Origin of the sequence: Gimesia sp., assembly GCF_048260065.1 — a bacterium.
Lineage (GTDB): Bacteria > Planctomycetota > Planctomycetia > Planctomycetales > Planctomycetaceae > Gimesia.
Genome location: NZ_JBLXHC010000022.1, coordinates 1 through 26067 on the forward strand (window position 1 = coordinate 1; position 26067 = coordinate 26067).

General features: G+C 54.5%; 17 protein-coding genes. 10 read left to right on the forward strand and 7 right to left on the reverse strand.

What is annotated here, in order from left to right:
- Positions 1-330 precede the first annotated feature (330 nt).
- From ACN0YN_RS27685 to ACN0YN_RS27715, 7 genes are all read right to left on the reverse strand, one after another.
- Positions 331-1782, reverse strand: a complete 1452-nt coding sequence (locus ACN0YN_RS27685; RefSeq protein ID WP_417388190.1) for a DUF1501 domain-containing protein — start codon at positions 1780-1782, stop codon at positions 331-333.
- Between the two features lie 14 nt (positions 1783-1796).
- Complete coding sequence (locus tag ACN0YN_RS27690) at positions 1797-4871, reverse strand: PSD1 and planctomycete cytochrome C domain-containing protein (RefSeq protein ID WP_417388191.1); 3075 nt, start codon at positions 4869-4871, stop codon at positions 1797-1799.
- 34 nt (positions 4872-4905) lie between these two features.
- On the reverse strand, positions 4906-6645 hold the full coding sequence (locus ACN0YN_RS27695) for a FecR domain-containing protein (RefSeq protein ID WP_417388192.1): 1740 nt from the start codon (positions 6643-6645) through the stop codon (positions 4906-4908).
- Positions 6642-7172, reverse strand: coding sequence for a sigma-70 family RNA polymerase sigma factor (locus ACN0YN_RS27700; protein WP_417388193.1), 531 nt, complete (start codon positions 7170-7172; stop codon positions 6642-6644). Before ACN0YN_RS27700 ends, ACN0YN_RS27695 begins: the two co-directional genes overlap by 4 nt.
- A gap of 435 nt (positions 7173-7607) precedes the next feature.
- On the reverse strand, positions 7608-9917 hold the full coding sequence (locus tag ACN0YN_RS27705) for an SGNH/GDSL hydrolase family protein (RefSeq protein WP_417388194.1): 2310 nt from the start codon (positions 9915-9917) through the stop codon (positions 7608-7610).
- Between the two features lie 169 nt (positions 9918-10086).
- On the reverse strand, positions 10087-10950 hold the full coding sequence (locus ACN0YN_RS27710) for an alpha/beta hydrolase (protein ID WP_417388195.1): 864 nt from the start codon (positions 10948-10950) through the stop codon (positions 10087-10089).
- A 69-nt stretch (positions 10951-11019) separates the two neighbouring features.
- On the reverse strand, positions 11020-12903 hold the full coding sequence (locus ACN0YN_RS27715) for an FAD-dependent oxidoreductase (protein ID WP_417388196.1): 1884 nt from the start codon (positions 12901-12903) through the stop codon (positions 11020-11022).
- Between the two features lie 101 nt (positions 12904-13004).
- Between ACN0YN_RS27715 and ACN0YN_RS27720 the strand changes: the two genes are divergently transcribed.
- The 10 genes from ACN0YN_RS27720 (at position 13005) to ACN0YN_RS27765 (ending at position 26063) form a co-directional block, all read left to right on the forward strand.
- Positions 13005-13718: a FadR/GntR family transcriptional regulator gene (locus ACN0YN_RS27720; protein WP_417388197.1), complete on the forward strand. Its 714-nt coding sequence runs from the start codon at positions 13005-13007 to the stop codon at positions 13716-13718.
- A 34-nt stretch (positions 13719-13752) separates the two neighbouring features.
- Complete coding sequence (locus tag ACN0YN_RS27725) at positions 13753-14814, forward strand: hypothetical protein (protein ID WP_417388198.1); 1062 nt, start codon at positions 13753-13755, stop codon at positions 14812-14814.
- 206 nt (positions 14815-15020) lie between these two features.
- The gene (locus tag ACN0YN_RS27730) at positions 15021-15740 is read left to right on the forward strand and encodes a GntR family transcriptional regulator (RefSeq protein ID WP_417388199.1); all 720 of its coding nucleotides are present in this window, start codon (positions 15021-15023) and stop codon (positions 15738-15740) included.
- Entirely contained in the window at positions 15730-16890 is a 1161-nt protein-coding gene (locus tag ACN0YN_RS27735) for a sialidase family protein (RefSeq protein ID WP_417388200.1), read from the forward strand. The genes ACN0YN_RS27730 and ACN0YN_RS27735 overlap by 11 nt, the downstream gene beginning before the upstream one ends.
- 271 nt (positions 16891-17161) lie before the next feature.
- Positions 17162-18070: a DUF1559 domain-containing protein gene (locus ACN0YN_RS27740; protein WP_417388201.1), complete on the forward strand. Its 909-nt coding sequence runs from the start codon at positions 17162-17164 to the stop codon at positions 18068-18070.
- Between the two features lie 67 nt (positions 18071-18137).
- Positions 18138-18554, forward strand: a complete 417-nt coding sequence (locus ACN0YN_RS27745; RefSeq protein ID WP_417388202.1) for a carboxypeptidase-like regulatory domain-containing protein — start codon at positions 18138-18140, stop codon at positions 18552-18554.
- Between the two features lie 12 nt (positions 18555-18566).
- Positions 18567-19670: a sialidase family protein gene (locus ACN0YN_RS27750; protein ID WP_417388203.1), complete on the forward strand. Its 1104-nt coding sequence runs from the start codon at positions 18567-18569 to the stop codon at positions 19668-19670.
- A 397-nt stretch (positions 19671-20067) separates the two neighbouring features.
- Positions 20068-20502, forward strand: coding sequence for a hypothetical protein (locus tag ACN0YN_RS27755; protein WP_417388204.1), 435 nt, complete (start codon positions 20068-20070; stop codon positions 20500-20502).
- A gap of 1460 nt (positions 20503-21962) precedes the next feature.
- Positions 21963-24977 (forward strand): PQQ-binding-like beta-propeller repeat protein, encoded by a 3015-nt coding sequence (locus ACN0YN_RS27760; RefSeq protein ID WP_417388205.1) that lies wholly within the window; start codon positions 21963-21965, stop codon positions 24975-24977.
- A 180-nt stretch (positions 24978-25157) separates the two neighbouring features.
- Positions 25158-26063 (forward strand): hypothetical protein, encoded by a 906-nt coding sequence (locus tag ACN0YN_RS27765; RefSeq protein WP_417388206.1) that lies wholly within the window; start codon positions 25158-25160, stop codon positions 26061-26063.
- The last annotated feature ends 4 nt before the right edge of the window (positions 26064-26067 follow it).

Sequence of the window (26067 nt, forward strand, 5' to 3'; positions counted from 1 at the left end):
ATTCAGTCTCAGAAAGGTACCCATGCGCGAAGAATAAAACCACTTGACAAGATGCTCTTCATAGATAAGCCCGAATGCACATTCGGGCCGAGCGCAGCGAGCAAGAGGTCCCAGCTCACCAGAACAATTCATAACAGACCCACCAACTCGGTTATCCCCAAATGAGGTACGTCCCCTCAGCATATAACAATCACCCTGCTACCTCCTGTTGCCTCCGGCAATATCGGATTAGATCCGATACCACCCACCTTCTCTACCGCACACTTCCCAGTAAAATTTTTCGTGTCTTTTCGTAACTTTCGTGGTAGAAAATTTCATGCAATTCGCGGTTTACCCAAACACCTCGCTGACCACTTCCCCGCCCAGCACCGTCGCGATCTCTTTTCGATTGTTATGCCGGTAGAACAGCTTGTGCTGATCCAGCCCCAAAGCGTGTAACAGCGTCGCATGCAGATCTGCAGGGGAAACCGGACGTTCCACCGGCGTATAACCCAGCTCATCCGTTTGACCGATAACCTGTCCCCCCTTCACGCCACCGCCGGCCATCCACATGCAATACGTCGTGGGCAGATGATCGCGGCCCCGGCGATCTCCTTTCACATTCCCTTCCGTCGTCGGCGTGCGTCCAAACTCGCCTCCCCAGATCACCAGCGTTTCATCCAGCAGTCCGCGCTGCTTCAGATCTCTGAGTAATCCCGCAATCGGCACATCCGTGGCCCGCGCCTGTTTCACATGATTCCCTTTCAGTGAACCATGCGCGTCCCAGCCTCCGTTTCGCAGCTGCACCACCCGCACGCCGCGCTCAACCAGCCTTCGTGCTATCAGACAATGCCTGCCAAACTCTGCGGTCGGCTTGTCATCCAGACCGTATAATTTCGCGGTCTCCGCTGTTTCACTTTCCAGGTCGAAGACTTCCGGTGCGGAAGTCTGCAGACGAAAGCCAAGCTCGTACGAAGCAATCCGCGCTTCCAGTTCCGAATCCTCACCCAGCTGATTCAGATGCTTCTCGTTCATCCACTTGATGAAATCCAGCTGTTCGCGGCGGTTCTCATTCGAATAGCCGGCCGGCATTTTGGTATAGGGAATGCCCCGCTTCCCATCCACCAGAGTCCCCTGGTAACGCGAAGGCAGAAAGCCAGCCCCCCAGCCGGGAGTCTGTGGAGCCGGACCGGTACTGTTTGACAGCAGGGAAATAAAAGCAGGCAGGTCACGGCTTTCACTCCCCAGGCCATAGGTCATCCACGCTCCCAGACTGGGTCGGTCTCCGACTGCCGAACCGGTCAGCGCAATACATTCCCCCGGCCCATGCACGGGCACACGATGATTGACCGATCGCAGCAGACACAGTTCATCCACCATCTCCGCTGTCGCCGGAAACAGGTTCGATACCGGAATCCCGCTCTCGCCGTATTGCTGAAACGTAAAAGGAGACGCCATCAGTTTCGAACCCAGTCCGGCCCGTGGAATATTGGGAACCCGGGCTGCAATGTCATCGGGCACCGCCTGTCCTTCCAGCTTCGTCAGCATAGGCTTGGGATCGAACGTATCCACCTGGCTCGGCCCGCCCGACATGAACAGAAAGATCACGCTCTTCGCCGTCGCGGGAAAATGACTTTGACCAGCGTGTACCGGTGAGCCATCGTCGGCACACAGCAGTCCCTCTTCAGCCAGTAATGACATCAGGCCGACCGCACCAAAGCCCAGTACACTCTCTTTCAGCATGGATCGCCGACTGCACTGCGGGAACACAAAACCGTTTTTCTGGTTGACATCAAATAACATGCAGACCCTCTGATTTAAGGGATATAAACGAACTCATTCAGATTCAGTAACGCATGGCACAACATCGACAACCGCCGCTCTGCTTCTTCGCCTGAACCACTCTGCAGCAGGGACACAGATCGCCCCTGTTCTTCCGCATTTGGTTTGCGACCGAGAACTCTCAAAAACGCGGTCTCCACCTGCAAATCAGCATCATCGCTCGACGCTTCCATAATCTTTTTCGCGAGTACCTGTGCCCGCCGATCCATGAACTGGCTGTTCAACATGAATAAAGGCTGCAGTGCCACCGTCGAAACCTGCCGACGCGAACAGCTGGTGATACTGTCCGGCGCATCAAACATCGCCATCACTGACGGCATTTCACTCCGACGTTGAAACAGATAGATGGTGCGCCTGAGATTTTCTTCTTCCCGCTCTTGTGGAACGCTTGGCCCGCCCAGTTCCTGTTTCAGTTCCCCCGTCGCACATAGAATGGAATCGCGAATCGCCTCTGCTTCCAGTCGCCGACGCGGCCAGCTCCACAGATACTGATTCTCCGGGTCTTTTCTGAAGTTCGCTTCATCAAATGTACGCGACTGACGATACGCTGAAGACAGGACAATCAGCCGATGAATATGTTTGGTACTCCAACCCTCTTCCATCAGTTCCATCGCCAGCCAGTCCAGCAGTTCCGGATGTGATGGTGGTTCTCCCTGCACGCCGAAGTCACTGGGCGTCGAGACCAGTCCCCGACCGAAGTGATACTGCCACAACCGGTTCACCCACACACGAGAAACCAGCGGATTTTTTCGATCGCCCATCCACTCTGCCAGCACCGTCCGCGACAGTTTCTCCGCATCGACGTTCGTCGCTCCCAGGACGGCAGGCCAGCCTTTCCCGACTTCCAGTCCTGGCTTATGCACATCGCCGCGAATCAGAATCTGCGACTTCGTCTGCTTCAACCGTTCCGCGGAATAGGGAATCGGATCCCGGTTCACGACCGGCAACCGTTCGATCTTATTGTGCCCTGTTAACGGAGAAAAATAACCCCACGTATGTGGCTCCTTGGTATGTGCGAACCGCTTGCGGTTGATCAGCTTCTTGGCTTCGCGCTGATAAAAATCATACGTCCCTTTGGTCATCCATGACTTCAAATCAGTCGGGTTAGGCAGACGATCTCCCTGCAGCGACAGGTTCCCCAGCTGGCCATTCACAAAGAAACCCTGCAGCCGATAGTAGTCCCGCTGCGTCAAGGGATCGAACTTATGATTATGGCACTGCGCACATTCCAGCGTCAGCCCCAGCAGCGCACTGCTCGTCACATTCACAATGTCCACCAGCACGTCGTTCCGCTGCGCCGCCTTGTCCATATTGTTACCGCTGATTCGGGCCGAAGCCAGAAAGCCGGTCGCAATCACATGCTCATCCGCGTAAGGCGTCAGCTCATCCCCCGCCAGCTGCTCCTTGAGAAAGACATCATAAGGCTTGTCCGCATTGAAACTCTCGATCACATAATCCCGATACCGCCACGCAAAAGGTCGAGGCAGATCGTGCTGATACCCGTGACTCTCGGCCCAACGTGTCAGATCCAGCCAGTAACGCGCCCAGCGTTCGCCGTAATGCGGAGATGCCAGCAGACGCTCCACCAGCTTTTCGTAGGCCCGGGGATCGGTGTCGTTTTCAAATGCTTCAACTTCCGCCAGCGTGGGAGGCAGACCGATCAGATCGAGAGACAGTCTCCGGATCAGCGTTGCTTTGTCCGCTTCTTCTGCTGGCTTGATTTTCTGTTGTTGCCACATTCGGGTGATGAAGGCATCCACGGGAGTCCGAATCGGTTTCGGACCGCTCACCTTGGGAACTTCTGGTCGTTTGATGGTCTGAAACGCCCAGTGCTGTGATTCCGTTCGCGGCGTCGGTAACACGGCAAAATTCCATTTCGCCCCCTGATCGATCCACGCACGCAACAACGCGATCTCATCTTTAGTCAGCGCTGCGGCAGAATCAGCGGGAGGCATCCGTTCTTCCGCGACCTGCGAACTCACCAGTTCAATCAGCTTACTCTGTCCGCTCTGTCCCGGCACAATCAGTTTTTCGCCGGTGCTGAAGCCCAGCAGTTCATCGTACACATCCAGCCTGTATCCCGAATCCGGATTCTCCCCGGCGTGACAGCTGAAACATTTCTGCTTGAGCAAAGGAACAATCTCATCCTTGAAATGCACCGGTCTGTGCCACGCCGTTTCTGTTGGTGCACCACCGACGGGAATCTGTCCAGGCGAAACATCCAGCACATCACTCCATGTCCGACTCAGTACCAGGTCACTCACATAGATCCGGTCGTCCAGTTCCGTTTTGTACCCGGTCGCGAAACCGACCCACCGTACGGCATTGACACTCTGCGGGTTCACCGTTGTCGCGACCGGCTGTTCCCGATCGCCCGGCTTCGGGTCGACCCATAAATCAAATCGCGTGAACCCCGCCCGCAACGATTTCTCCGGCTTCGACAGCCGCCCCACAACCACGTAATCCCGATCGCGTTCCAGTTCCACCGAACTCCAGGCCGTCTTCTGTGCACCAATTCTTACCATGAACACGACCTTCCCCTTCTGGGGACCGTTCGATGCAATATGCACGCCGATATTCGGGACATGGTTCGCATGCACGGCTTTGTCCGAACCTTCGTAGCGATCCAGCCAGAAGACAAAGAACTCCCCTTCATCGCGCGGCTTCTGATCCGCCGCATACCGGAAACGAAACCGCAGAAACAACTCCTGGTCCTGATACGTCTCCGAGAGCTCCCGCCGTAACGGGTTGTTCCGCTCCACCGATCCCTGAATCAATGCTTCATGCTGAATCGCGGAACCGGAGGTCTGCTGCGGCTTCACATCTACAAACAGTGCCGGGTGACGATTCGAAAGCACCCAGCCCCCGTTCCAGCCAAATCCTTTCTGATCCCGTTTGACAGAATCCATCTGCGGGTTGACCAGCCCGTGCGCCAGCCGCGAAGCTTCCCCGGCAAACGTCCGCGTGGAACAGAACAGCAGCCCGCCTACCAACAGCGCCATTACCAGGTGCCTGCCTGCTCGATTCAATGTCTCAGCCCGATTAATCATCCTGTCTTCAATCCTCTTGAGTCAAAATCCGCGTTCAATTCTCTACAGGTTGTGTCACTGATTCAAACGTCTTCCCAATCACCAGTCGATCCACGAACAGGGAATCAGAAACTTCCGTGTACTGTCCAATTCGCATTCCCACAAAGTTGATCGCTTTCAGCTGCTTCGCCCCTGTTTCCTGCTGCACTACTGCATCGGGAGTCGCACTCCGATCACCGTCCGGATTCACCCAGAATTCCAGGCGATTGAAATCAGACGACTCCTCTTTCATCACCCGCCCCACCAGCAGAAAACATTCTCCGTCGATCAGTTCCGTGGAGAACCCTTCCTGGTTCACCTCGAACCGGGCAAAGAACTGTTTCTCTTTCAAGCCGAAATTGGGGACCCGTGAATGACTGCTCCCCTTGCCCCCCGCCACATCGTCAAACCAGAGGGCAAAGAAATCGTTCTTGTCCAGCCCTTCATACTTCACCAGCAGACTGAAATAAAAATCTTCGGTGAGCGGTTCTGCCAGTTCGCGGGCCATCCGATGTGCCAGCGATGGATAGGCATGATGATGACCGCGGGACTGCAAGACCATCGGCCCCCCCTCCAGTTCGCCCCATTGCAGCCGCTGTTCGGGAACCATCAGCCGCGTAAAATTCGGATCGGCCCACCAGCCCTCATGACTGAAGCCCACGCCCCCCGTCTGTTCTGACAACGAAGTCGCCCGGTACTCGAATGCTTCCCCTGCCAGAATGTTTTTGGGTAATGCCGTATTAATATGAAGTAGAGCAAATTCACTAAGTGGTGCTTCCGGTTCAAAAGGCACTGTTTCCAACGGCGGATAGTTTCCTGATTTCGCCGCGACCAGCTGTTCCGGCGTCGGCACATCCGCAAACTTGGCCGGCGTCACGCGGATGTCGGCTCCTTTAGAATTCCCTTTTGTGAACAGCACCGCCTGGCTCGCTTTCAGATTACGATGCAGCTCTGCCTGGGCCTTGGGTTTGATATCAACCTCCCCCTCAAACACATGCACTTCGGCCTTCCCGAACGGATCGACGACTGTCCCGAACCGCGTCCCCTGATCGACAATCTCTATCTTCGGCGTATCGACGGTAAACCCATGCGCTTCGTCAGGCACATAAGCGGCCAGCTTGCCATAGTTCAACTTCGCATTCATGGATGAATTCAGCTTGATCTGTGCAGGACCTTCCAGCACCACCCCCGCCCCGCTTTCAAAGCGAATCCGGGCAATCCCCGACTTCAACCACAACTGCTTTCCCGCGGCAAACCGGGTCCCGTAGGCAATGTCGTCTCCCAGTTCCTCATCTGCCCAGACGGCATCCTCGGTATCCAGCAGCATCCCCACATAGTTCATCGCAAGTGGAGCCGGCTCAGGAATCGCAGCGACCTGGTTGACCGGTTCACCATCCCACCAGCCCGCATTCAGCCATAAAGCGAAACCCACCAGCAGGACGGCTGCCATCACAGCAACCGCTTGCCACAACGAGACGCTCCGTCCTGCTTCGGTCTCGCCTTCTTCTGAGACAACCGTCGGATAGTCAACCGTATCCAGAGTCTCCAGATCGACTCCTTCCGGCAACGCGGCATACAGGTCAGCCGTCAGCACCGCGTCGACCTGAATCTGATTCGTATAGTCTTCAATCAACTCGGGATATTCGGTCAGAATTTCCGTCAGCCTCGCGTCTTCTTCATTGGTCAGACTGTGATCCAGAACCCGACAGGTCAGCTCTGCAAGTTCTTTTTGAATTGCCTCGTATGATGAATTCATAACTGTCCCTCCCGGGCCACCTGCTTTTGAATACATTCCATGAGCACTTTACGAATTCGATATAACGTCATTGAAACCGCATCCGCCGAGCGCCCTGCCTGTGACGCAATCTGATTCACTGGCGTCGCATCGCAGTAACGGCGCTCCACCAGTTTTCGATGCTCGGCAGGCAGCTTTTCCATGCAATGCGTCAGTGCGGCACTGTGAGCGTGTGTCTCCACGGCCCGGCTTGTCGCGACGGCGGCAATCTGGTCCAGCGTCTGATCGTCCACAATCGACTGTCCGTGTTGGCGCACCCGTTTGAAAAATGCCAGCGTCTGTAATTGCGCGATGCGGCAGGCCCAGGGAAGAAACGGACGGTCCCGATCATATTCATGCCGCTTCCGCCAGAGCACGGTATTCGTCTCCTGCAGCACATCATCCACATCGGGAATACGACGAATCAATGCCCTCAACAGTCCCCGCAGCGCAGGCTGACTACCGGCAATCAACGCAACATATTCCTCATCCAGATCACAGTCCGACAAAATCAGGGCCCTTCTGCGCAGAAGATCAGATCAATTCAATTCGTCCTCTATATCTTCTTAGATCTATCCGGTTTAATCTAACGAAGATTTCGGGAAAAAGTTATTTTTTAGATAAGAAGAAACTCGCAGAATTCACATAAGTTATTTTAAAACAATCACTTAAAAAAACATCCTTTGGTGGGCCCGAATGCAATTCGGGCCGAGCGCAGCGAGCAGGAGGTTGCAGCTCACCAGATCAATCCACAACAGAGCAACCAACTCGAATAGCACCTGAATGAGGTACGTCCACTCACCACATAACAATCCCCTGCAACATCCTGTTGCCTCCGGCAATATCGGATCGCATCCGATACCACCCACATTTTCACCCAAAATCCCCATCAATATTTTTTCGTGCTGATCGTGGTAGAAAATATTTCGAGCCCTGCGTGGTCCCTACCGCCCGTCATAACCAAACACGCCGATCACCCGCACCGGCTTCCCTTCCGCCTGTAACCGAGTCCGATGCTTCGCGAACGGCAGCCCCAGCACGCCGCGACGGTTCTCAATAAAATGGGTCCGTCCCTGCGAATCGGTAAACGGCTGATTCGTCGGCTGTGACCAGGCCGGCTTGTCGTCCACCTCCACGACCAGCGTCCCTCCTGCCGGATCATCCAGCCAGGCGATCGACAGCTCATCTGCTTCTACTTCAATCTCCAGCGTCTCTCCCGGCTGCAGTTGGAATGCCCGCTCCCCATACGGTGCTCCCCACTTTGACTCGAACTCCTGCACCGTAGATTTCCCCTGCCAGCCCTTCGCATCCACGCCATAGAACTGACGCTTCAATCCCACCTTACAATCCACGGCACTCAGCCGCGCACTCTTATTCGGAATCTCGATGATGTGTCGATCCCCGCGTGTCAGTCGTCCATGCACAAACGTTGAATTCCGTGGATTCGGACTCGCGAAACTGTTGCGACCATGCCCCGCATGCTCTGCCGGCTGACCGTCGATCAACAGCTGCATCATCTCCCGTTTATTATCCGCCCAGAGATTGAACGCGGCGTCTTCCAGGATCATCATCCGCCCGTCTACAATCCGCGTGTCGTCTTTCTCGAAGCGAATCATGGTCCCTTCCCAGTTCCGCGCATACGCATTCATCCGCGGTGGCAACTGTTTTTGTGGCACTCCAGGCAGTGTCGCTTCCGCCGGCATTTCGAATACCTGCTCCAGCTGTTTGAACCACAGATAATGACTGCCCGCAGCAGGATGCCCGCCATCAGGGGCCATCGCATAGTAATTGGTCGTCGCTTTGAGATCGATGATCAGCTGCCCCAGATCCACGAACGGAATTTTGTAATAGGCGCACAGTTTCTGCATCGGTTCCGTCATCGAATTCGGCTGTCCCTTATCCCGAATCCACATGCACGACACAAACTCCACGCCGGGATAATGACGCTGAAACCAGCGGATCGCCCCTTCATAGGCGGCAATTTCATCCGGCCGATCAATATGCTCGTTATGCCCGTGTCCGAAGATTACCAGGTCCGGCCCCGGTTTCTTCCCGTTCTCAAACAGTGATGGATAGAGTTCCTGCCAGGACTTCCCGGTCGGATGTCCGTTGTCATTCGGGTTGGGCGGCAGCTCCAGTTCCGCATATGCTTTGAAGCCGCTGTGTGACTCGCCGATCGACGAACCATCGCAGGCCATCACGTTGAGCAGCATGTTCTCAACCGGATAATCAAACTTCCGCAGCAGTTCCCGCCGCAGTCGTCCCGTATACATGAAATAGTGCTGAGACCAGCCCACATAATCCTGCAGATCGGGTCGCCCCATACGCTCTGCGATCAGTTGTTTCATCGCGGCCGGCTTTCCCGGTCGGGCTTCGGTCAGCGGTTCTTTAAAGTGGGAGCTATCGGGATTCTCATCATAAAAATAAAGACGGGGATTCGCACTCCCCCGGTCGATACTCGAACCCAGCGTCAGAATCGTTATCGGCTTTCCCGTTGTCAGCTTCTGCATCGTACGGGGTATCTTCTGATACAGGGCCGGCAGTGAGCGAGATGAAGTTGGTGCTGTCTTCGCTGCAGTTTCCCCTTTGACTAACGTGGGGGAGTTCACCCAGACCCGCTTGTCAGAATCGTTCACGAATTCCACCAGCACGCCCACCACATTGCGGAAGTCAGCATCCGACTCACGCTGTTCTTTGAATCGGGGATCGATCTTGAGCCCGTTCAACTGCAACTGAAATTCTTTTTCCGTCTCTTGTGACGAAGTCTCTTTCTGCGGCGAGCGGACAAGTTCCCCCCGCCCGTGTCTTGCAAACGTCCGCTTGTCAGGCATCCCGAAATCAGCCGGCGACCACTGCCCGTCGGCACTTTCAATCAGCATCAGACAGAGCCGCGCCTTGAGTGCCCCACTCTGTTCCTGATACCCGTTGACCGACAGACTGACCGCGTCCCCAGCTTTCAGTCCCAGTTCGGGCAGTGTCGCAAACTGCCAGATCCGTTTGCCCGGCAGAATCTCCACCACTTTCGCAGTGGATTGATGTCTGAACTTTCCTTCTCCGTTTCCACCGATCACATCTCCCCAGCGATCCGTATTCCAGTAGAGTATCGAACGCCCCGGTTCCGGATCAGCCGTCTTGCGCAATCCAAACTCAGGATTCTGCAGCAGATTCTGCTTCGATTCCGATTCCTCAGCACGAACAATGGTAACCAGAGTACAGACAACAACAGACAGAAATAATAAAATCACTTTTTTCACGGCAGGACTCACAGGCAGGGAATTCAGGATGTAGAAATCAGAAAAGAATCATCCTTCGATCATACCGGAGACCGCATCCAGATCACAACAAAACCAGGTCACCCCAACTCAGAAAACAGATCATACACAAAAATATTTTTCGTGGTCTTTCGTGCCTTTCGTGGTAGCATTAATTCCGCGTCAGCACGCGTTGCGTAAACGCCAGCACCAGCGGTATCGCTGCCCGCACCACGGGAAAGGTGTGCCCCCCTTTGAGTTCTACATATTCATGAGGAAGCTCCAGCGCAGTCAGCCGATCGCGAAAATGTTCGTTCATCGTCCGGTCAAACGCCTGGTCTGCGGTGATGATCAGCACGGACATTCCCTTGAGCTGCGCTGCACCAGTGAGCGGATTGAACGCAGCCCACTCTGCTTCCTCAGTACCGAAACGTTCGACAGGCACTTTATACGACTGCCCTTCAGGCAGACCATTACGCGGAAAATCCAGCAGCCCGATGATCGGACTCACCGCCGCAAACCGATCGGGATGCCGTTCGGCGAAGTTGACACAGCCAAAGCCCCCCATCGACCAGCCCGCGATGGCCCACTGCTTCCCGTTCTCTGGCAAGTCATATTTGATCGCGACCTTAGACAGCACCTCTTCCAGATACGTCTCATATACATCCTGTTTGCGTACCGGCGAATTGATGTACCAGCCATCATCACCGTCCGGCAGAATGACAAACAGCCCGGAATCGAGCAACTGCCTGCGGATCGCCTCATCATCCACCAGCGACCGCTCATGCCGCCCCCGTCCATGCAGAATGACCAGCACACGTCGGTCTGCCGGCTTGATCGACCGCCACGCTTCAGGTAACACGACCACCGCCCGCTTCCGTTTTTTGAGACTCGCGCTCGCAAACGAAACCGCTTCAATCCGCGGAAAGATTTCTTCAGTTTTCAACTCTGCAGAACTCACGTCAACGACAGACAGCCAGACTCCCACGATCAGACCAACCCGCATCAGTGAACTCATAAACCGTTTCAATAACATCACAGTTTCCTGCTGCCTGAGGCAATATCGGATTGCATCCGGTACCACATCCAATTCTCAATTCCTAAGTTAATACACCCGTACCTCACAGATCCGGGCCTGATCGACACCATTCGTCCCAGTCACCACAATGCGTAACTGCTTCACAACATACTCCGACTCCAGCCGATGCACACGCCGTCGCTGATAATTCCCCGTGACATTCACAACCGGTTTCCAGTTCGATCCGTCGTTCACTTCGATCTGGTAATCACTCACCGTTTCCGGTTGTGGCCTGCCCCACAGCATCTTCTCAGTATAACCGTCATGATGACTCAGTGTCAGATGCCGATGCAGACCCGTATCGAAAATCAGCTGAATCTCACTGACGTTCGTCGGCGCCTCCCACTCCAGCAGCAGCGTCGCCGGCAGACCTTCAGCAGGACCCGACATCCAGCGATGCCCTCCGGCAAACGCGCGTTCCTCAGGTGCGCCGGCTGCACCATGCACACTCCGCGTCTGTCCCGAGATTACATTACACGCCGCATATCCCGCCTGTTCGCTGCTGGCAGTCACTCTGGCAGATCGCGCGAGATCAACCGGATCTGCATTGGAAATCCCCACAAGATACGCATCATCTTTTAACAGTTGCTGTTGAATCTGCGACATGATTTGCGGATTCGTACTCAGCTCAGCAGGTTCCTGTTGCTGTTGAATCGCAATAGCAGCCGCGGTTCCCACTCCCTGCCCGATCGCCGCACAGGTTGCCATCACACGCGTTGACGAAAACGCCACATGCGTCGCAGAAATATTGCGTCCCGCAAACATCAGATTCGTACGGTTCTCAGAGACACAGGCCGATAAGGGCACATTATACAAATGCGGAACCGGATGCTGTACGCAGGGCTCCAGCTCCGGCGCATCGATGCCTTCCGGCGGATGCAGATCCAGCGACCAGCCACCAAAGGCAATCGCATCCGGAAACTCGCGTGATGAGAGCAGATCGTGTTCGGTCAGAATGTGCTGCCCGATGAATCGGCGGCTCTCCCGCTTCCCTGGGAGAAAACCGAACCAGTCGAGCGCCCAGTGTGCCGCCTGAAACGGATCTTCCCCGGCTGGCGTTCCCTCTGGTCCGTTCTTCACGTGATCCCAGATTCCCAGCACAATCGCCAGCAGTTCATCGCGGATCGTTTCATTTTCTTTGATCGTATCGAGCACGCCCCCCCACTCGGCCCACCAGTAACCATACTCGTGTGTCGGCTCCTCTTCCCCCGGTGTCGCATACAGCCGCAGCCTCAATTCCGCGGGGTCAAATTTTCGCGCCCATGCGGGAGCCACAAAAGGCATCGGCCGCTCATGACGACGTGCCTGCATCAGAATCGTCGAACCGAGTCGATGCGTGTCGGCCGACTCCGGTGCCAGACTTTCATTGAACTGTTTCTGACTTTCACGCCCTTCCATGAACCGGGCACCCGCTTCCGCCGCCAGTCGACCATCGCCGGTACAGTCAATGAAGATGTTCGCGTTGATCGTGAAGCGGTCCTCGGTGCTCTGTCGTTCCGCGGTCGCACTTTCGATCCGCTCTCCCTGTAATTGAACTGCCGTCACACAGGTATTGAGCAGGAGCGTCAGACCGGGTTCCGCCTGGCATTTCTCATACAGGATCAGATCGAACATGGAAGCCGACCGTTGGGGATTGCGGACACAATTCTCCAGCCGCAACTCTTCGATGATGCCCCCTTCGCGGGCTTCTGTCTCCAGCTCGCGCCCCCGATCAAAGCGCCCTGTCCCATTCGCACCGACGATGTGCATGCGGACTTCACTCGAGGCGTTGCCACCGAGTACCGATCGATCCTGACACAAAATCACCTTGGCACCGCAGCGCGCCGCCGCCAGTGCCGCACAACAGCCCGACATCCCTCCGCCGGCGATAAGAACCTCTGTATTGAGGATATGGTCTTCCAGAATCGTCATTTGGGATTCACACCTTTTTATGTTTGACACCTAATTTAAATGCCATATAATAACAAATCGAATACATTATTTAACATTTACAATAGATTTTACAACATATAATGACACTTATTCAAAAAGAACCATCTCATTCGCTGGCACTGGAACTCTCCGAACGGATTCGACACCGGATCCAGTCGGCGGAGTTTACGGATGGTGATTTTTTTCTGACAGAAGCCGAACTGGCGGAGGAATATCAGGTTTCGCGGCGGATTGCCCGTGAGGCCGTCAATCGCCTGTGCGCCCTGGGTCTGCTGGAAGGTCGCAAACGAAAAGGTCTGATCGTCCGCCATCCCGATCCGGTTGAAGTCTGGGCAAACTGCCTTCCTTCACTGGCACGATCGCAGGAGAAGCTGGCCGAACTCGCGTCGTTTCGTTACGCACTGGAAGTCGGTGCGGTCGAACTCGCCATCAAAAATGCCAGTGAAGCACAAATCGAAGCGTTGACCGAACTCGCAGAAGAGTTCAAACAGATCGCCCGCCAGAAAAAAGACCGTCCACGACGGATTGAAGTCGAGCGACAGTTCCATGGATTGATCCTGGAGATGTCGGGAGTCCCTCTGATCGCCGACATGCAGAAACTTCTGGCAGCACTGTTTGAAACATCCTACCCCGCGCGAAAATCTCCGATGCTGGATGATGATGTCAACGAACGTATCATCTGGCAGCATTTTGAACTGGTCAGCGCGATCCAGGATCGCGATGTAGAACGGGCACGCTCAGTCATGCGGGCTCACTTGAAATATCTGTTGATGCCGGAACAGGAATTCGACTGAAGAACCGACACCTTAACTCAGAAAGCGTATCACCATGAAGAAAGTATTCCCCTGCCTGCTGACACTGCTTTGTTTCAGCGTCACGACATTCTCATCCATCACTGCAGGTGAAAACAGTGACCTGCCTGCTGTGGAAGTCAGCAATGTCCACCAGGTCTTCGATAACGGCGAACATAATGCCTTCACCGACATGATCGAATTCAAAGGCAAATACTACCTCACCTTCCGCACCTGCCCGGGCGGCCACATGCTGTTTCCCACCTCCCGCATTCTGATCATGCAGAGCGACGACGCGAAAACCTGGAAACAGGTCGATGAGTTTTCGGTCGCTAAACGGGATGTCCGTGATCCGCATTTTCTGATTTTCAAAGACAAGCTCTTCGTCTATACAGGCACCTGGTACTGTGGTGATTCTGCTCCCAAAACCCGCACCATCAACGAACACCTGGGCTACGCCGTCTGGTCTGCCGACGGAGAAAAATGGTCGAAGCCGATCATGCTTGAAGGCACCTACGGCCATTACATCTGGCGTGCTGCTGCTTATAAGGACAAAGCTTATCTCTGCGGCCGCCGCATCCGTCACTTTGCCAAAGACGACCAGGGACGCGAACTGATCGAAACAGCCATTCTGGAAAGTGACGATGGACTGGTCTGGAAAACCGCCAGCCTGTTCAACGAACGCCAGGGAGACGAAACCGCGTTCCTGTTCGAAAAGAACGGCGACCTGCTGGCCATCGGTCGCAGCGGATCCAACCCCGCCTGGGTCATGCGTTCCCGGCCCCCCTTTGACCACTGGGATCGGAAACAGCTCGACCGCTATATCGGCGGCCCTTTACTTGCCAAATGGGGCGACCGCTATCTTGTCGGCGGACGTCAGCGTAAGAACGGAAAATATGTCACCTCGCTCTACTGGTTCAAAGACAATCAACTGCACGAATTCGCTTCGCTCCCCAGTGGCGGCGACAACTCATACCCCGGCATTCTGGTCCTGAGCCCCGACCACGCCTTGATCTCGTATTATTCCAGTCACGAAAAAGACAAAGACGGAAAGCCGATCACTGCAATCTATATGGCCGATCTGAAACTGAAGAATTAATAATAACAATTCGACAGTTTCACTTAAGGGAAAGCGCCCTGCCAGCGTCTTTCCCTTTTTTTATGCAGTCAACACAGGGCAATCAACCGACCAACCAACCTTATCAGATCATCAGCAGAGACTGCAAAACTTGACGCAGCTGATATATCACGATATATTAATGCAGTTAATAAACCCGATCTTAAACGCGCTGACAGTGGACGCTGATGGAAGATACCTCAAAAAACCTCACCGAATATTCGTATCAATATATCAAACAGCAGATGGAGCAGAATGTGCTCGCACCGGGTTCCCGTCTGGTGAATCGCAAACTGGCAGCCGAACTGGGAGTGAGCGCCATTCCTGTGCGCGAGGCGATCTGCCGCCTGGCATCTGAAGGCTTTGTGGAACACATCCAGGGATCAGGTGCCTTTGTCCGGGAAATCGGGCGGGAAGATCTGGATGAACTTTACGTACTGCGTGATCTGCTCGAAAGCTTCGCCGCCGGTGAAGCAGCTTTGTATATCACGCCACAACAGCTGGACGATCTGCAGTTTATCATCGACGAGATGCGCGAAATCACTACCTTGATGAATGAACGGAACGCGAAACATACCACGCCGGCCCAGTTCAATCGCTGGGTCGACTGCGAAACCGAGTTCCATGAAATTCTGATCGAAGCCTCCCGGAATCGACTGCTGAAAAAAGTCATCCAGGAGCAGCGCGCGATTACCGATGTCTTTTATGCCCTGCGTCAGTTGAAGCATAAAATCATCACCCCCGAGAGTGCAGAAGAAACCTGCGCGGGTAAAGAACAGATCCTGGCAGCGTTCCGCAACCGTGATGCGGACCTCGCCCGTCAGATCATGAGCGAACAGATCCAGGCAGGCCGTCGCGACGTCCTGGCTTTTATGAGAAAACAGGAACGAGGTCGTAATGCAACTTAAACAGCTGGAAACCGGTATCCTGTTCATAAATCCTAAGCCGCATGTGAAAAGCGTGCATGCCTACTTCCCCTCGGTCGCGACGCTCCCCGATGGATCATTGCTCGCCATGTATATGCTGGGCGAAGCCTTTGAAGCGGTTGACCTGAAACTGCACCTGTCGCGTTCGCAAGATCAGGGACAGACCTGGGAATACCAGGGGCCCATCGACACCAGCGTCACCGGGCGTCAGACATCGACCTTCGGGCGACTGACGGTCACTGCATCAGGCGAACTGATCGCGAATCTGGTCCGTTTTGACCGCACCGATTTTCCCGATGAAGGATTGTGCAATCCTCTGACACTGGGCATGGTCCCCTCTGAATTATTACTGATTCGCTCGCTTGACCTGGGTCAGACCTGGTCAGAACCAGAACTCGTCGCGCCTCCGCTGGAAGGTCCTGAATTTGAAATGTGCAGCCCGATCACGTTCCTTAATGATGGCTGCTGGATCTGGCCGACTTCCACCTGGCGTGACTGGAACGGTTTTCTGCCTAATGGAAACCGCATGCTGTCGCTGGTCTCCACCGATCAGGGGCACTCCTGGAATGAGTACCTCGACATCATGCACAGTGAGGAAAACAACCTGATCTTCTGGGAATCCAAAGTGGTTGAATATCCGGACGGGCGCCTGCTGGCCGTGGCCTGGTGTTACGACGAAGCCACGCAGACGGATCTTCCCAATCATTATTCGATCAGTGAAGATGGAGGAAACACCTGGTCGCAACCCGCTTCCACACAGATACAAGGCCAGACCCTGACCCCCTGCCTGCTCGAAGACGGCAGCCTGCTTAACATCTACCGTCGCATGGATCAACCCGGTCTCTGGGCCTGTCTGTCTCGAATCGATGATGAAGGGAACTGGACCAACGAAGATCAGCAGCCACTCTGGGGACACAATCTGCTGGAAGGTTTGACATCAACCGGCGAAAACATGTCAGAAAATTTCGCTGCACTCAAATTCGGGGCCCCCAATATTATCCGCCTGCCTGACGGCGAACTGTTTGTCACTTTCTGGTGTTACGAACAATGCGTCAGCGTAATTCGCTGGTTCCGCTTTCAGGTCGAACAGCAGACAGTGGAGCAAGGCCGGAAAACCGCCGTCAATGTTTAAAAACTGCTGCCTGAGAGTCATTCGCGTCTCTTTCTCTAACTAAAAATGTGGTCCTGATTTCCATCAGGCCCCTCTTCTGGAGTCGATCTCCGCCCAGGCTCGATCCTACTGAAACCCTGCGTTTTTTCCAATTCTCTATTTTTCCGTTGACAATATTTCTAAATCACACAATGATATATCATGATATATAACAAATCCGTAACATGAAATTTCTCAACCAGAGGCCTGTCTATTCTTTTTTTATACACCTCACTCTACGGGAGACCTGGAAATGATGATGCGACATCGAGAAACAGAAACTGCCACCAGAGGCTTTACCCTGATCGAACTTCTGGTCGTAATCGCCATCATCGCGATCCTGATTGCCCTGCTGCTGCCCGCAGTGCAACAGGCCCGGGAATCAGCGCGGCGCAGCACCTGCAAAAACAATCTCAAACAGATTGGACTCGCGCTGCATAACTACCACGAATCGCACAGCATGTTTCCCTTTGGACGCAGCTTTACCGATAATTCAACTTCGGCCCCGCAGAACTTTGGATCTCAGATGTGTTCCACCATGCTGCTCCCCTTTCTGGATCAGACGAACGTCTACAATCAGTTCAATTTCCTGGCCGCCTTTAATCACGCTTCCAACGTTCCGATCACTCAACACAAAATCACGGTCTTCCTCTGCCCCAGTAACCCACAGGATGAGGGACAGAACTGGACAGGCGCAGGCGGACCCGACGATTCCTGGGGCAGCCACTATCAACCGGTGGCACACAGTGGTCGTGACGGGAACCCGGCACGAGATGGACAGGACGCCGTTGGCTTCAATAAAGATGGGGTCTTTTATCGCAATTCAACAACCCGTTTCCGCGATATCCTGGATGGTTCCAGTACAACTCTGGCCTTTGCGGAAACCGTAGGAGATACGCCCGGCTCACACGAACTGTTTACCTGGGGTGCCTACGGCGGCGGTGGCATTGGTGTTCGCAGCGGTATCAATGCGAATTTCCCCCTGCTCTCCGGCTGGAGCTGGAACGGGGACGACTTTACCGGACCGGCCAGCTACCACACGGGAGGCTGCCATTTCCTGATGGCCGACGGTGCCGTCCGGTTCATCTCCGAAAATATTGACCTGGGTACCTTACAGGATCTGACCACCCGCGCCGGTCGTGAAGTGATTGGAGAATTCTAAAGCACGTTAAACACGACTCATTGTTTATCCATATCCTACAGGCACTTCATTTCACAGGTTTCAGAAAATGAGCAAACTACAAATCCTCTGCAGTTGCCTGCTGCTATTGACTGGCTGCGGTCAGTCAACCGACGAAATGGCGCTCACTCCCGTAAGTGGAACCATCACCTACCAGGGAACCCCCATAGCGGAAGGAGTGATTCGACTCGTCCCGCAGTCAGGAAGCTCTGCACCGGTCAGAACGACACAAATCAACGCCGGCAACTATGAGTTCAGTGAACGCTCCGCAGTCAAACCGGGCACGTACCAGGTAGAGATCAGCGCCTACCAGGGGGAAACCGGACTCCCCGGAGATCAACCCGGAGGCAGTTCCACCAGCCGTAAACAATACCTGCCAGAACAATTTAATACAAAGTCGACAATCGCGCCACTCATCATCCCGCCCGACAGTGATTCGGTCCAGCATGATTTTAATCTGAAATAAAGAGGTCCTCCCATGAAATCGTATTTGAATCGCTCTCCGCTCAATCAAGCGGGATTCATCCTGCTGCTAATGGCTGCGGTAACGACAGTAAACCAGCGACACTGTCAGGCCGAATCGCGACTGCTGGTCAAAGCGACCAGTGAACTCCCGCGACACGGGGAAGGCAGTCTGCTGACGCTCGACAACGGGCGACTGCTACTCGTTTACACTCAATGGTATGGTGCTACCGGTAACGATCACGATCCTGCCCGACTCGTCCAGATTCATTCGGATGACGGCGGCAAAACCTGGTCCACACCGCAAACCGTACAGGAAAACATCGGCAAAATGAATGTGATGTCAGCCAGCCTCGTCAAAACCAAAAGTGGCAAAATCCTGTTGATCTATATCCGCATCGACAGCAATCGGTTTGCCAATCTCTGGTTTAAAGAATCGACAGACCAGGGTGCTTCGTGGAGTGAACCTAAGCAACTCTCGCATGGAAAACAGGGTTTGATTTTTGCAGTAAACTCTGCAGCGATCCGACTGAAATCAGGTCGTATCCTGCTGGCCGCCTATGGTTCTCCCAGCGCCTGGCAGAAGGACGAGCATTTTGTTTCTTTCAGCTACTATTCTGATGACGAAGGGCAGACCTGGCATCGCTCTGGCAACCAGGTTGACTGCCCGCTGCGGGGCGCAATGGAACCGGAGATTGAACAACTTTCTGACGGACGGATTCTGATGCTGATCCGCACGCAGACGACCCGCATGTATCGTTCCTACAGCCAGGATGGCGGACAGACCTGGGGTCCGGCTGAAAAGACCGACATTGTGCATCCCGAAGCCCCCATGCTGCTGCAGCGTGCCCCCGGGGAGAAGGCACCGCTGATTCTGATCTGGAATAACGCCGTGGTTCCTGGAGCCGACCACCAGGGACCACGTACGCCTCTCACACTCGGACTGTCTTATGATGATGGCGTCACCTGGGAGAAGCTGATCAACATCGAAGAAAACTCCCAAGGTTCCTACTGCTATGCCAGCATGGACTTCCGCGACGATACACTGCATCTGGTCTACTATGGACCAGGGGGGCTGCGGTATCAGTCAATTCCGGTCAAAGAATTGCTGCAGGATTGAGACAAGACACGCGAAGGAATTTAAGGCTCTGGTCTGGACACGTTTCTGATCGCAGGACGCTTTCTGGAATGTTGTAATGTCTGGTATCATTTTCAGTTCAATCAGAGCAGTCAGACAGGGAGTTCGAGTAGAAACGTCTGCCGTTTCCGGAAATCGAGCTGAAAAAACTGCTGTAGAACCAGGCAGGCAAACAGTTGGTACTGCGAAAACTTCCTGGAGATGCAGCGCTGCGCCTACGCGGGAGGTGATTACCTGGCAATCTTGAAAGCAGCAGCCAAGACCATCCGTGGAGACCTGGTTGTCTGTGTCATGAAGTATTGTGTAATATGACTCGGTAGTTAGGAAAACAGCAATCAGAGATCAGTTTTCTACAGAGCAGGTCAAGACTCTTTTATCAATGAGCAATACAAAGAAGACTCTCGCCACGGATGAAGAATTGGAGAAGTTTGAGCATTTTCTCTTTGAGATGGACGATGTTCTTGAGGAGTTCGTATTGACAGCTTCTCAAGCTGGCTTCAACCTCAACTACTCGATCGATAGCCTTGCCGATTTGGAACGGTTCATCACTGCGAACAGCGAACACTCTGACAGTTCATTTGACAACAGGGCCGCACGTTACCTTGGCGAAGTCTTCCGAAAACTCGTAGGCGGCAAATGGGAGTTGTGTCTCAAGAATCCAAGATACATGTATTTCAAGCTGCCTGTCATTTCCGGCTATTCAACGCATTCGATAGAGTTCTGCCCGATTGAGATGATCGCCAACTTGAAGGCGAAAAAAGAGGCGGGGATGTTGAGGACAGCGGTAGAGTCGCACTTGGATTTCAAGTCTTGACACCCGGCTTCTGCATCACGATTTTTGCAGGCTGTAACAGGCGAGTATAGGACGCTCGGTTCTGGAACGAACGCGGTAGCTGCGACCTCCTGCTCGCTGCGCTCGGCCCGGATGTGCATCCGGGCTCACCCACTTTCACTTCATTGTCATTTTGTGTTTTTCGTGGTAGAAAAATCCACTTCAAGAATTTCATCGGTTTCCATCACAGGCTGAAACTGGTTCGGAGCGCGGCGGGCTGGCATCTGGGGGCCGTCCTTACGACGCGGCAGGCTGGTGATGTGTTACTTTGTGGTACGATTTCGCTGACGGTTTCCTGTAGTCTGCGACAACCTCAGAGTGTATCCGGGGGCACCCTTTGTTTTATGTCAGCTGTTCGGGGTTCGTTGCGGTTTTACAGTTCGGGATACAACCGGAGCTAACGCTCTGCGGCTAATGAAGGGCAGCTCGCGGAGGCTTTCTGATTGTCTGTTAGCAGTGGTACGGGATTTTCATCTCCGTCGGCGGCTGTGAGATCGGGTAGAATCTGTTAGACGGGGTGGGCTTTGATTGGGAAAACGATGTGGGTGCCGCGGGCTGAGACATGAGTCAGCCCCTACGATTTTTGCTGGCTGGTCGGTGAGTGGTTTTCACTTTTGACCGTCGATCTGTCGGTTTCCTATGACAAACGGACGGTGTACGGTGTCGGCTGAACTGGGTCCGGATTTTATGCTACCACGAAAAACATGAAACAACACGATAGGGAGGGAGTGATGTTTGGGATTTGGGAAATCGGGTTTGTTTTCCTGTGCGAGGAACATCTTAGGAAATGGCTTGAGGGGAGCAAGGGGATTTTGAAAATGCTGTGGCGATACAGGTTGATACCGGGGCGATGTCTGGGGGAACCGGAGCGGTGCCGGGGCGAGGGTCTGCGATGTGCGGCGACCCGCACGCGCACTTTGCGAACCAGTGTGGTTGCAGGCAGTGCAAATCTGGAAAAAACAGGCTGTTTTATAGTGAATACCGGGAACTGGTGGCCCGTGTTCTGGTGCACTGTAAACTGGTCACGCGCGCGACACAGGTCTACGTTTATCGCGGGTGGCGCGCAGCGGTCAAGTTCATTTTATGCAGTGAGAGTGCGGAATTGTGTAGTAGCAGATGAGAAAAATATAGTTTACAGGCGAATGGCGACGTGAATAATGAACCCTTTGTTGCCCGCGTGCAGCGTGATGCCGGGTGCATCGTTCTGGAGTCCTTTCTAAAAAATGAGTATGTCATGCGCAGAGATTATGCCCAACTTTGCGGGGGGCGTTTTTTTCCCTGCCAATCAGGGTGGTTGGGCTATTGGCAATGGGGAGATTGAACTTCCAACAGCTGTTTTTTGACTGTTATCGGTGACAAGTCCCCTTACATGGATTAGCATAACAGATCAATAATTCCTGATTCGTATTCCTGTCCGAAAAACTGACCTTCAGAGGCGCTCCATGAAATTCCCGCCGGTTTTCCTGTTCCTGTTTATTTTTGCATTCACCTCCGATTTCATTCTTGCCGACTGGCCCCAGTATCGCGGTGATGCCGCCCGCAGTGGATCGACAGAGGAACCGCTCCCCAATCGCATGGAGCTGCAGTGGACGTTTCGCACTCCCCAGCCCCCCACTCCCGCCTGGCCCACGCACACCCGCATTACCTTTGACGAAGTCTTTCAGCCAATCGTGGTTAAACAGACGGTCCTGTTCGGCAGTTCCACCGACGACCAGTTGTACGCCCTCGATCTGAAAACCGGTCAGCTCAAATGGAAATTCTTTACCGAAGGGCCGATTCGCTTTGCCCCCGCTGCCTGGAAAGATCGCGTCTTTGTGGCCAGTGATGATGGCTGCCTGTATGCGTTGAAAATCGAAGATGGTTCACTGCTCTGGAAGAAACGGGGCGGCCCCGATCGCAAATTCATCATGGGCAATGATCGACTGATCTCACACTGGCCCGCACGAGGCGGCCCGGTCGTTCTCGGCGATCAGGTCTACTTCGCAGCCGGGGTCTGGCCTTCTGATGGCGTTTACCTGTATGCCCTCGACGCGGAAACCGGAGACGTCACCTGGAGCAATCAGAACTCCGGACAACGCCTCATGAATCAGCCGCACGGGGGTGCGAGTGCCAAGAGTGGTGTTTCATCACAAGGCTATCTCGCTGCCAGTCCGGACCAGATCTTCATGCCCACCGGACGCGCCGTCCCCGCCGCCTTTAATCGGGCGACCGGCGCATTTCGCTATTACCATCTGCAGAAAAATCAGCAGCGCGGCGGCTCGGAAGTCATGCTGGCCGACCAGTTCTTCGCAAACGCAGGCTGCCTGTTCGACCAGCTGACAGGCGACCTGTCACAACAGACCGGCACCGGTCCCCTCGCGGCAACTCCTCAAGGCGTTCTCCGCGGCAGTGGGCAGTCACTGGTTTACAGCACGTGGATCGACACCAGAACCAACGACCGTAAAGGGAAACCGATCTCGATCAGAAGCCTCAAAGAAAAGCGGCTCATCCCCCTGGATTATACGATCACCGATGTCATCATCGCCGGCAACGATGCGTACTGTGGTTCGCACAACAAGGTCACCGGCGTCGACTTCAAAGGCCAGGCCAATACCTGGTGGTCGCATGAAATCGAAGGCACCGTCCGCGGTCTGGCAGCCTCAGATGAATGCCTCATCGCCAGCACCGACCAGGGAGTCATCTGCTGTTTCGCCAATGCACATCCACCAGAAACGGTCGAGGCAAAGCCACAATCGCCCGTCACCACCAGCCCGCTCTACCAGCAGGCAGCGCGAGCCATCTGTGAGAAGACCGACGTCTCCACCGGGATCTGTGTCGAACTGGGCGCCACCAATGTGGACCTTGCCCTCGAACTGGCCCGCCAGTCCGACTTTCAGATCTATGTCGTCATGGCGGATCCCGACCAAGTTCAGCAGGCCCGCGAACGCCTCGCGGCAGCAGACGTCTACGGTTCGCGGGTCGCCGTGCATGTCGCTGATCCCGAACACCTGCCCTACTCAAAGAACTTCGCGAACCTCGTAATCTGCTCGGCTTCGCTGACTCAAGATGTCTCTCCGGGGATTCTCAAAGAAGCCCGCCGGATTCAACGTCCCTTCGGAGGTCAATTCTGCTGGGGTCCCGTTGAAAACCTGCAGCTGGAAACCAAAGACGATCTCAAAGGGGCCGGCAGCTGGACGCACCAGTACTCCAATTCCACCAACACGGTGAATTCCAACGATGAAATCGTCAAAGGCCCGCTGCGGATGTACTGGTATCGTGATGTCGATTTTCAAATTCCCAACCGGCACGGACAGGGTCCGGCCCCGCTGGTGAATCGCGGCGTCATGGTTGTCGGCGGTCTGCACGGTCTGTGTGGACTCGACGCCTACAACGGGCATACGCTCTGGAAATATCAGCTCAGGAACAACCTGACCGACATGAACGGAATTCATCACGATGTCAGCACGGCCGAAGTCGGCAGCAACTTCTGCCTCGGGGGCGACTATGCCTTCGTCTATAAAGACACCTTCTGCCATCAGATCGAACTGAAGACCGGGAAGCTGGTCCGCAAAATCTCCACCCCTGTCAGTCGCGACGATCCCAACCAGAACTGGGGCTACCTCGCGTACCATGATGGCGTGATCTATGGCACCGTCAGTAACGACGCGCATCACACCAGTCCCCGCTATCAAGGCATCAGCCTCCGCAATGAATCGGTTCTGTTTTTCGCCGCCGATGCCAAAACCGGGAACATTCTCTGGACCTACCAGCCCGAGTATTCGATCCGTAACAACGCGATCACCATTGGCAACGACAGCGTCTTTCTCGTCGATCGGGAAATTGCCAAAGCCGACCACATCAAACAGGCCCGCCGTAACGGTCGCCCCAATCCTCCCTCACCGGAAGACGCACACCGCAAAGGCAAGCTGAAAGCCTTCCAGGCGAAAACGGGGGCTGATCTCTGGGAAGACAAAGAGGACATCTTCGGAACACAACTGGCGGTCTCTGAAGAGAATGACATCCTGCTGATGTTCTACCAGGGCATCCGGCACAAATTCTTCCGGCTCCCTTCCGAAGTCGGCGGGCGGCTGGCTGCCGTGGATACGAAAACCGGAAAACGGATCTGGGATATCGCAGCCGAGTATCAATCACACCCGGTCATCAACGGTGACAAAATCTTTGCACAGGGGGGTGCCTGGGAACTGAAATCCGGAAAACCGATCCCCTTCACTTTCGAACGTTCCTATGGCTGCGGTCAGATCTCGGCCAGCAAACACCTGATGGTCTTCCGCTCCGCCACGCTTGGGTACGTCGACCTGACCCGCAAAGCCGGCGTCGAAAACTTCGGCGGTATCCGCCTTGGCTGTTACATCAACGCCATCCCGGCCGGGGGCCTGGTCCTCGTTCCCGACGGCTCGTCCCAGTGCAACTGCTCCTACCAGATGCAGGCCTGGTTCGCATTGGAGGGAAGTGAGTAAGCAGACGGATGATCACAAATCAGAAAAAACCAGATTATTCGCTCCAAATCGATAATTATCTGGTAGTGCTTCGACGAAACATGCGTTAGGTTTTCTGTCAGATCACTGGTACCGCCAAATCAATCATGTGGTACAGTGATAAATTGCACTAATGGGCCCCCAACAGGGAGATCGATGCTGATGAAATATCTGATTGCGTTCGCTGCGGTTGCCGTACTGATTGCTACTGGAATCTCTGCTCATCCGCCTCGTGGAAACCAAGATCATGATTGCCAGCGACCCGGCGGGCCTCCGCCTGATCCTTTCATGAAGCTGTTCGATACCGATCAAAGTGGTGAGATTTCTCAAGAGGAAATCGAACAGTCAGGCGTGGTACTCAAGAATCTGGATCGTGATCAGAGTGGTACATTGACACGTGATGAAATGCCACGCCCACCTCATCCTCCCCGAGACCACTATGAGCAGGGAGACCGACACCCTCACCACGGAGATCGACCTCACAGAGACCGGGATCATCGTCCAGATGCGGAGCGGCCTCCTCGACCGGGATTCGAACCAATGCCAGAACCAGAACGTAAAAAAGCTGTCTCCACTAATTCTCCTGCTGACACTGTTCAATTCGCCGGTGGATACGAAACTGACCCGCGGGATCACGGACGCCCAGTCGCTCTGATCGCCGCAGCGCTGGGTGTGAAACCCGAAGTCTTTCGCCAGGCATTCAGCAATGTGAAACCGGCGCGCGGCGGCGATCCGACACCGGCACGGGCTCGCGCTAATAAAGAAGTTCTAATGTCGGCACTGGGCAAGCATGGTATCACTAACGACCGACTGGATACGGTTTCGAATTACTATCGATACCAGCCTGAACGCGGAGGGCTCTGGAAACATACGCCTGCCACGGCAAAGGCGATCATCAAAGACGGAAAAGTGACCGGCCTGAAAATCATCAACGCAGGTTCGGGCTACCTGACGCCTCCCACAGTGACAATCTCGGGTCATGAGGAAGTGCAGGTTCAGGCCACGCTCGAATTCAGCCAGGACTTTAAAAAGAACGGCAGCATCAAATCACTGAAGATTGTAAAGTAAGAAC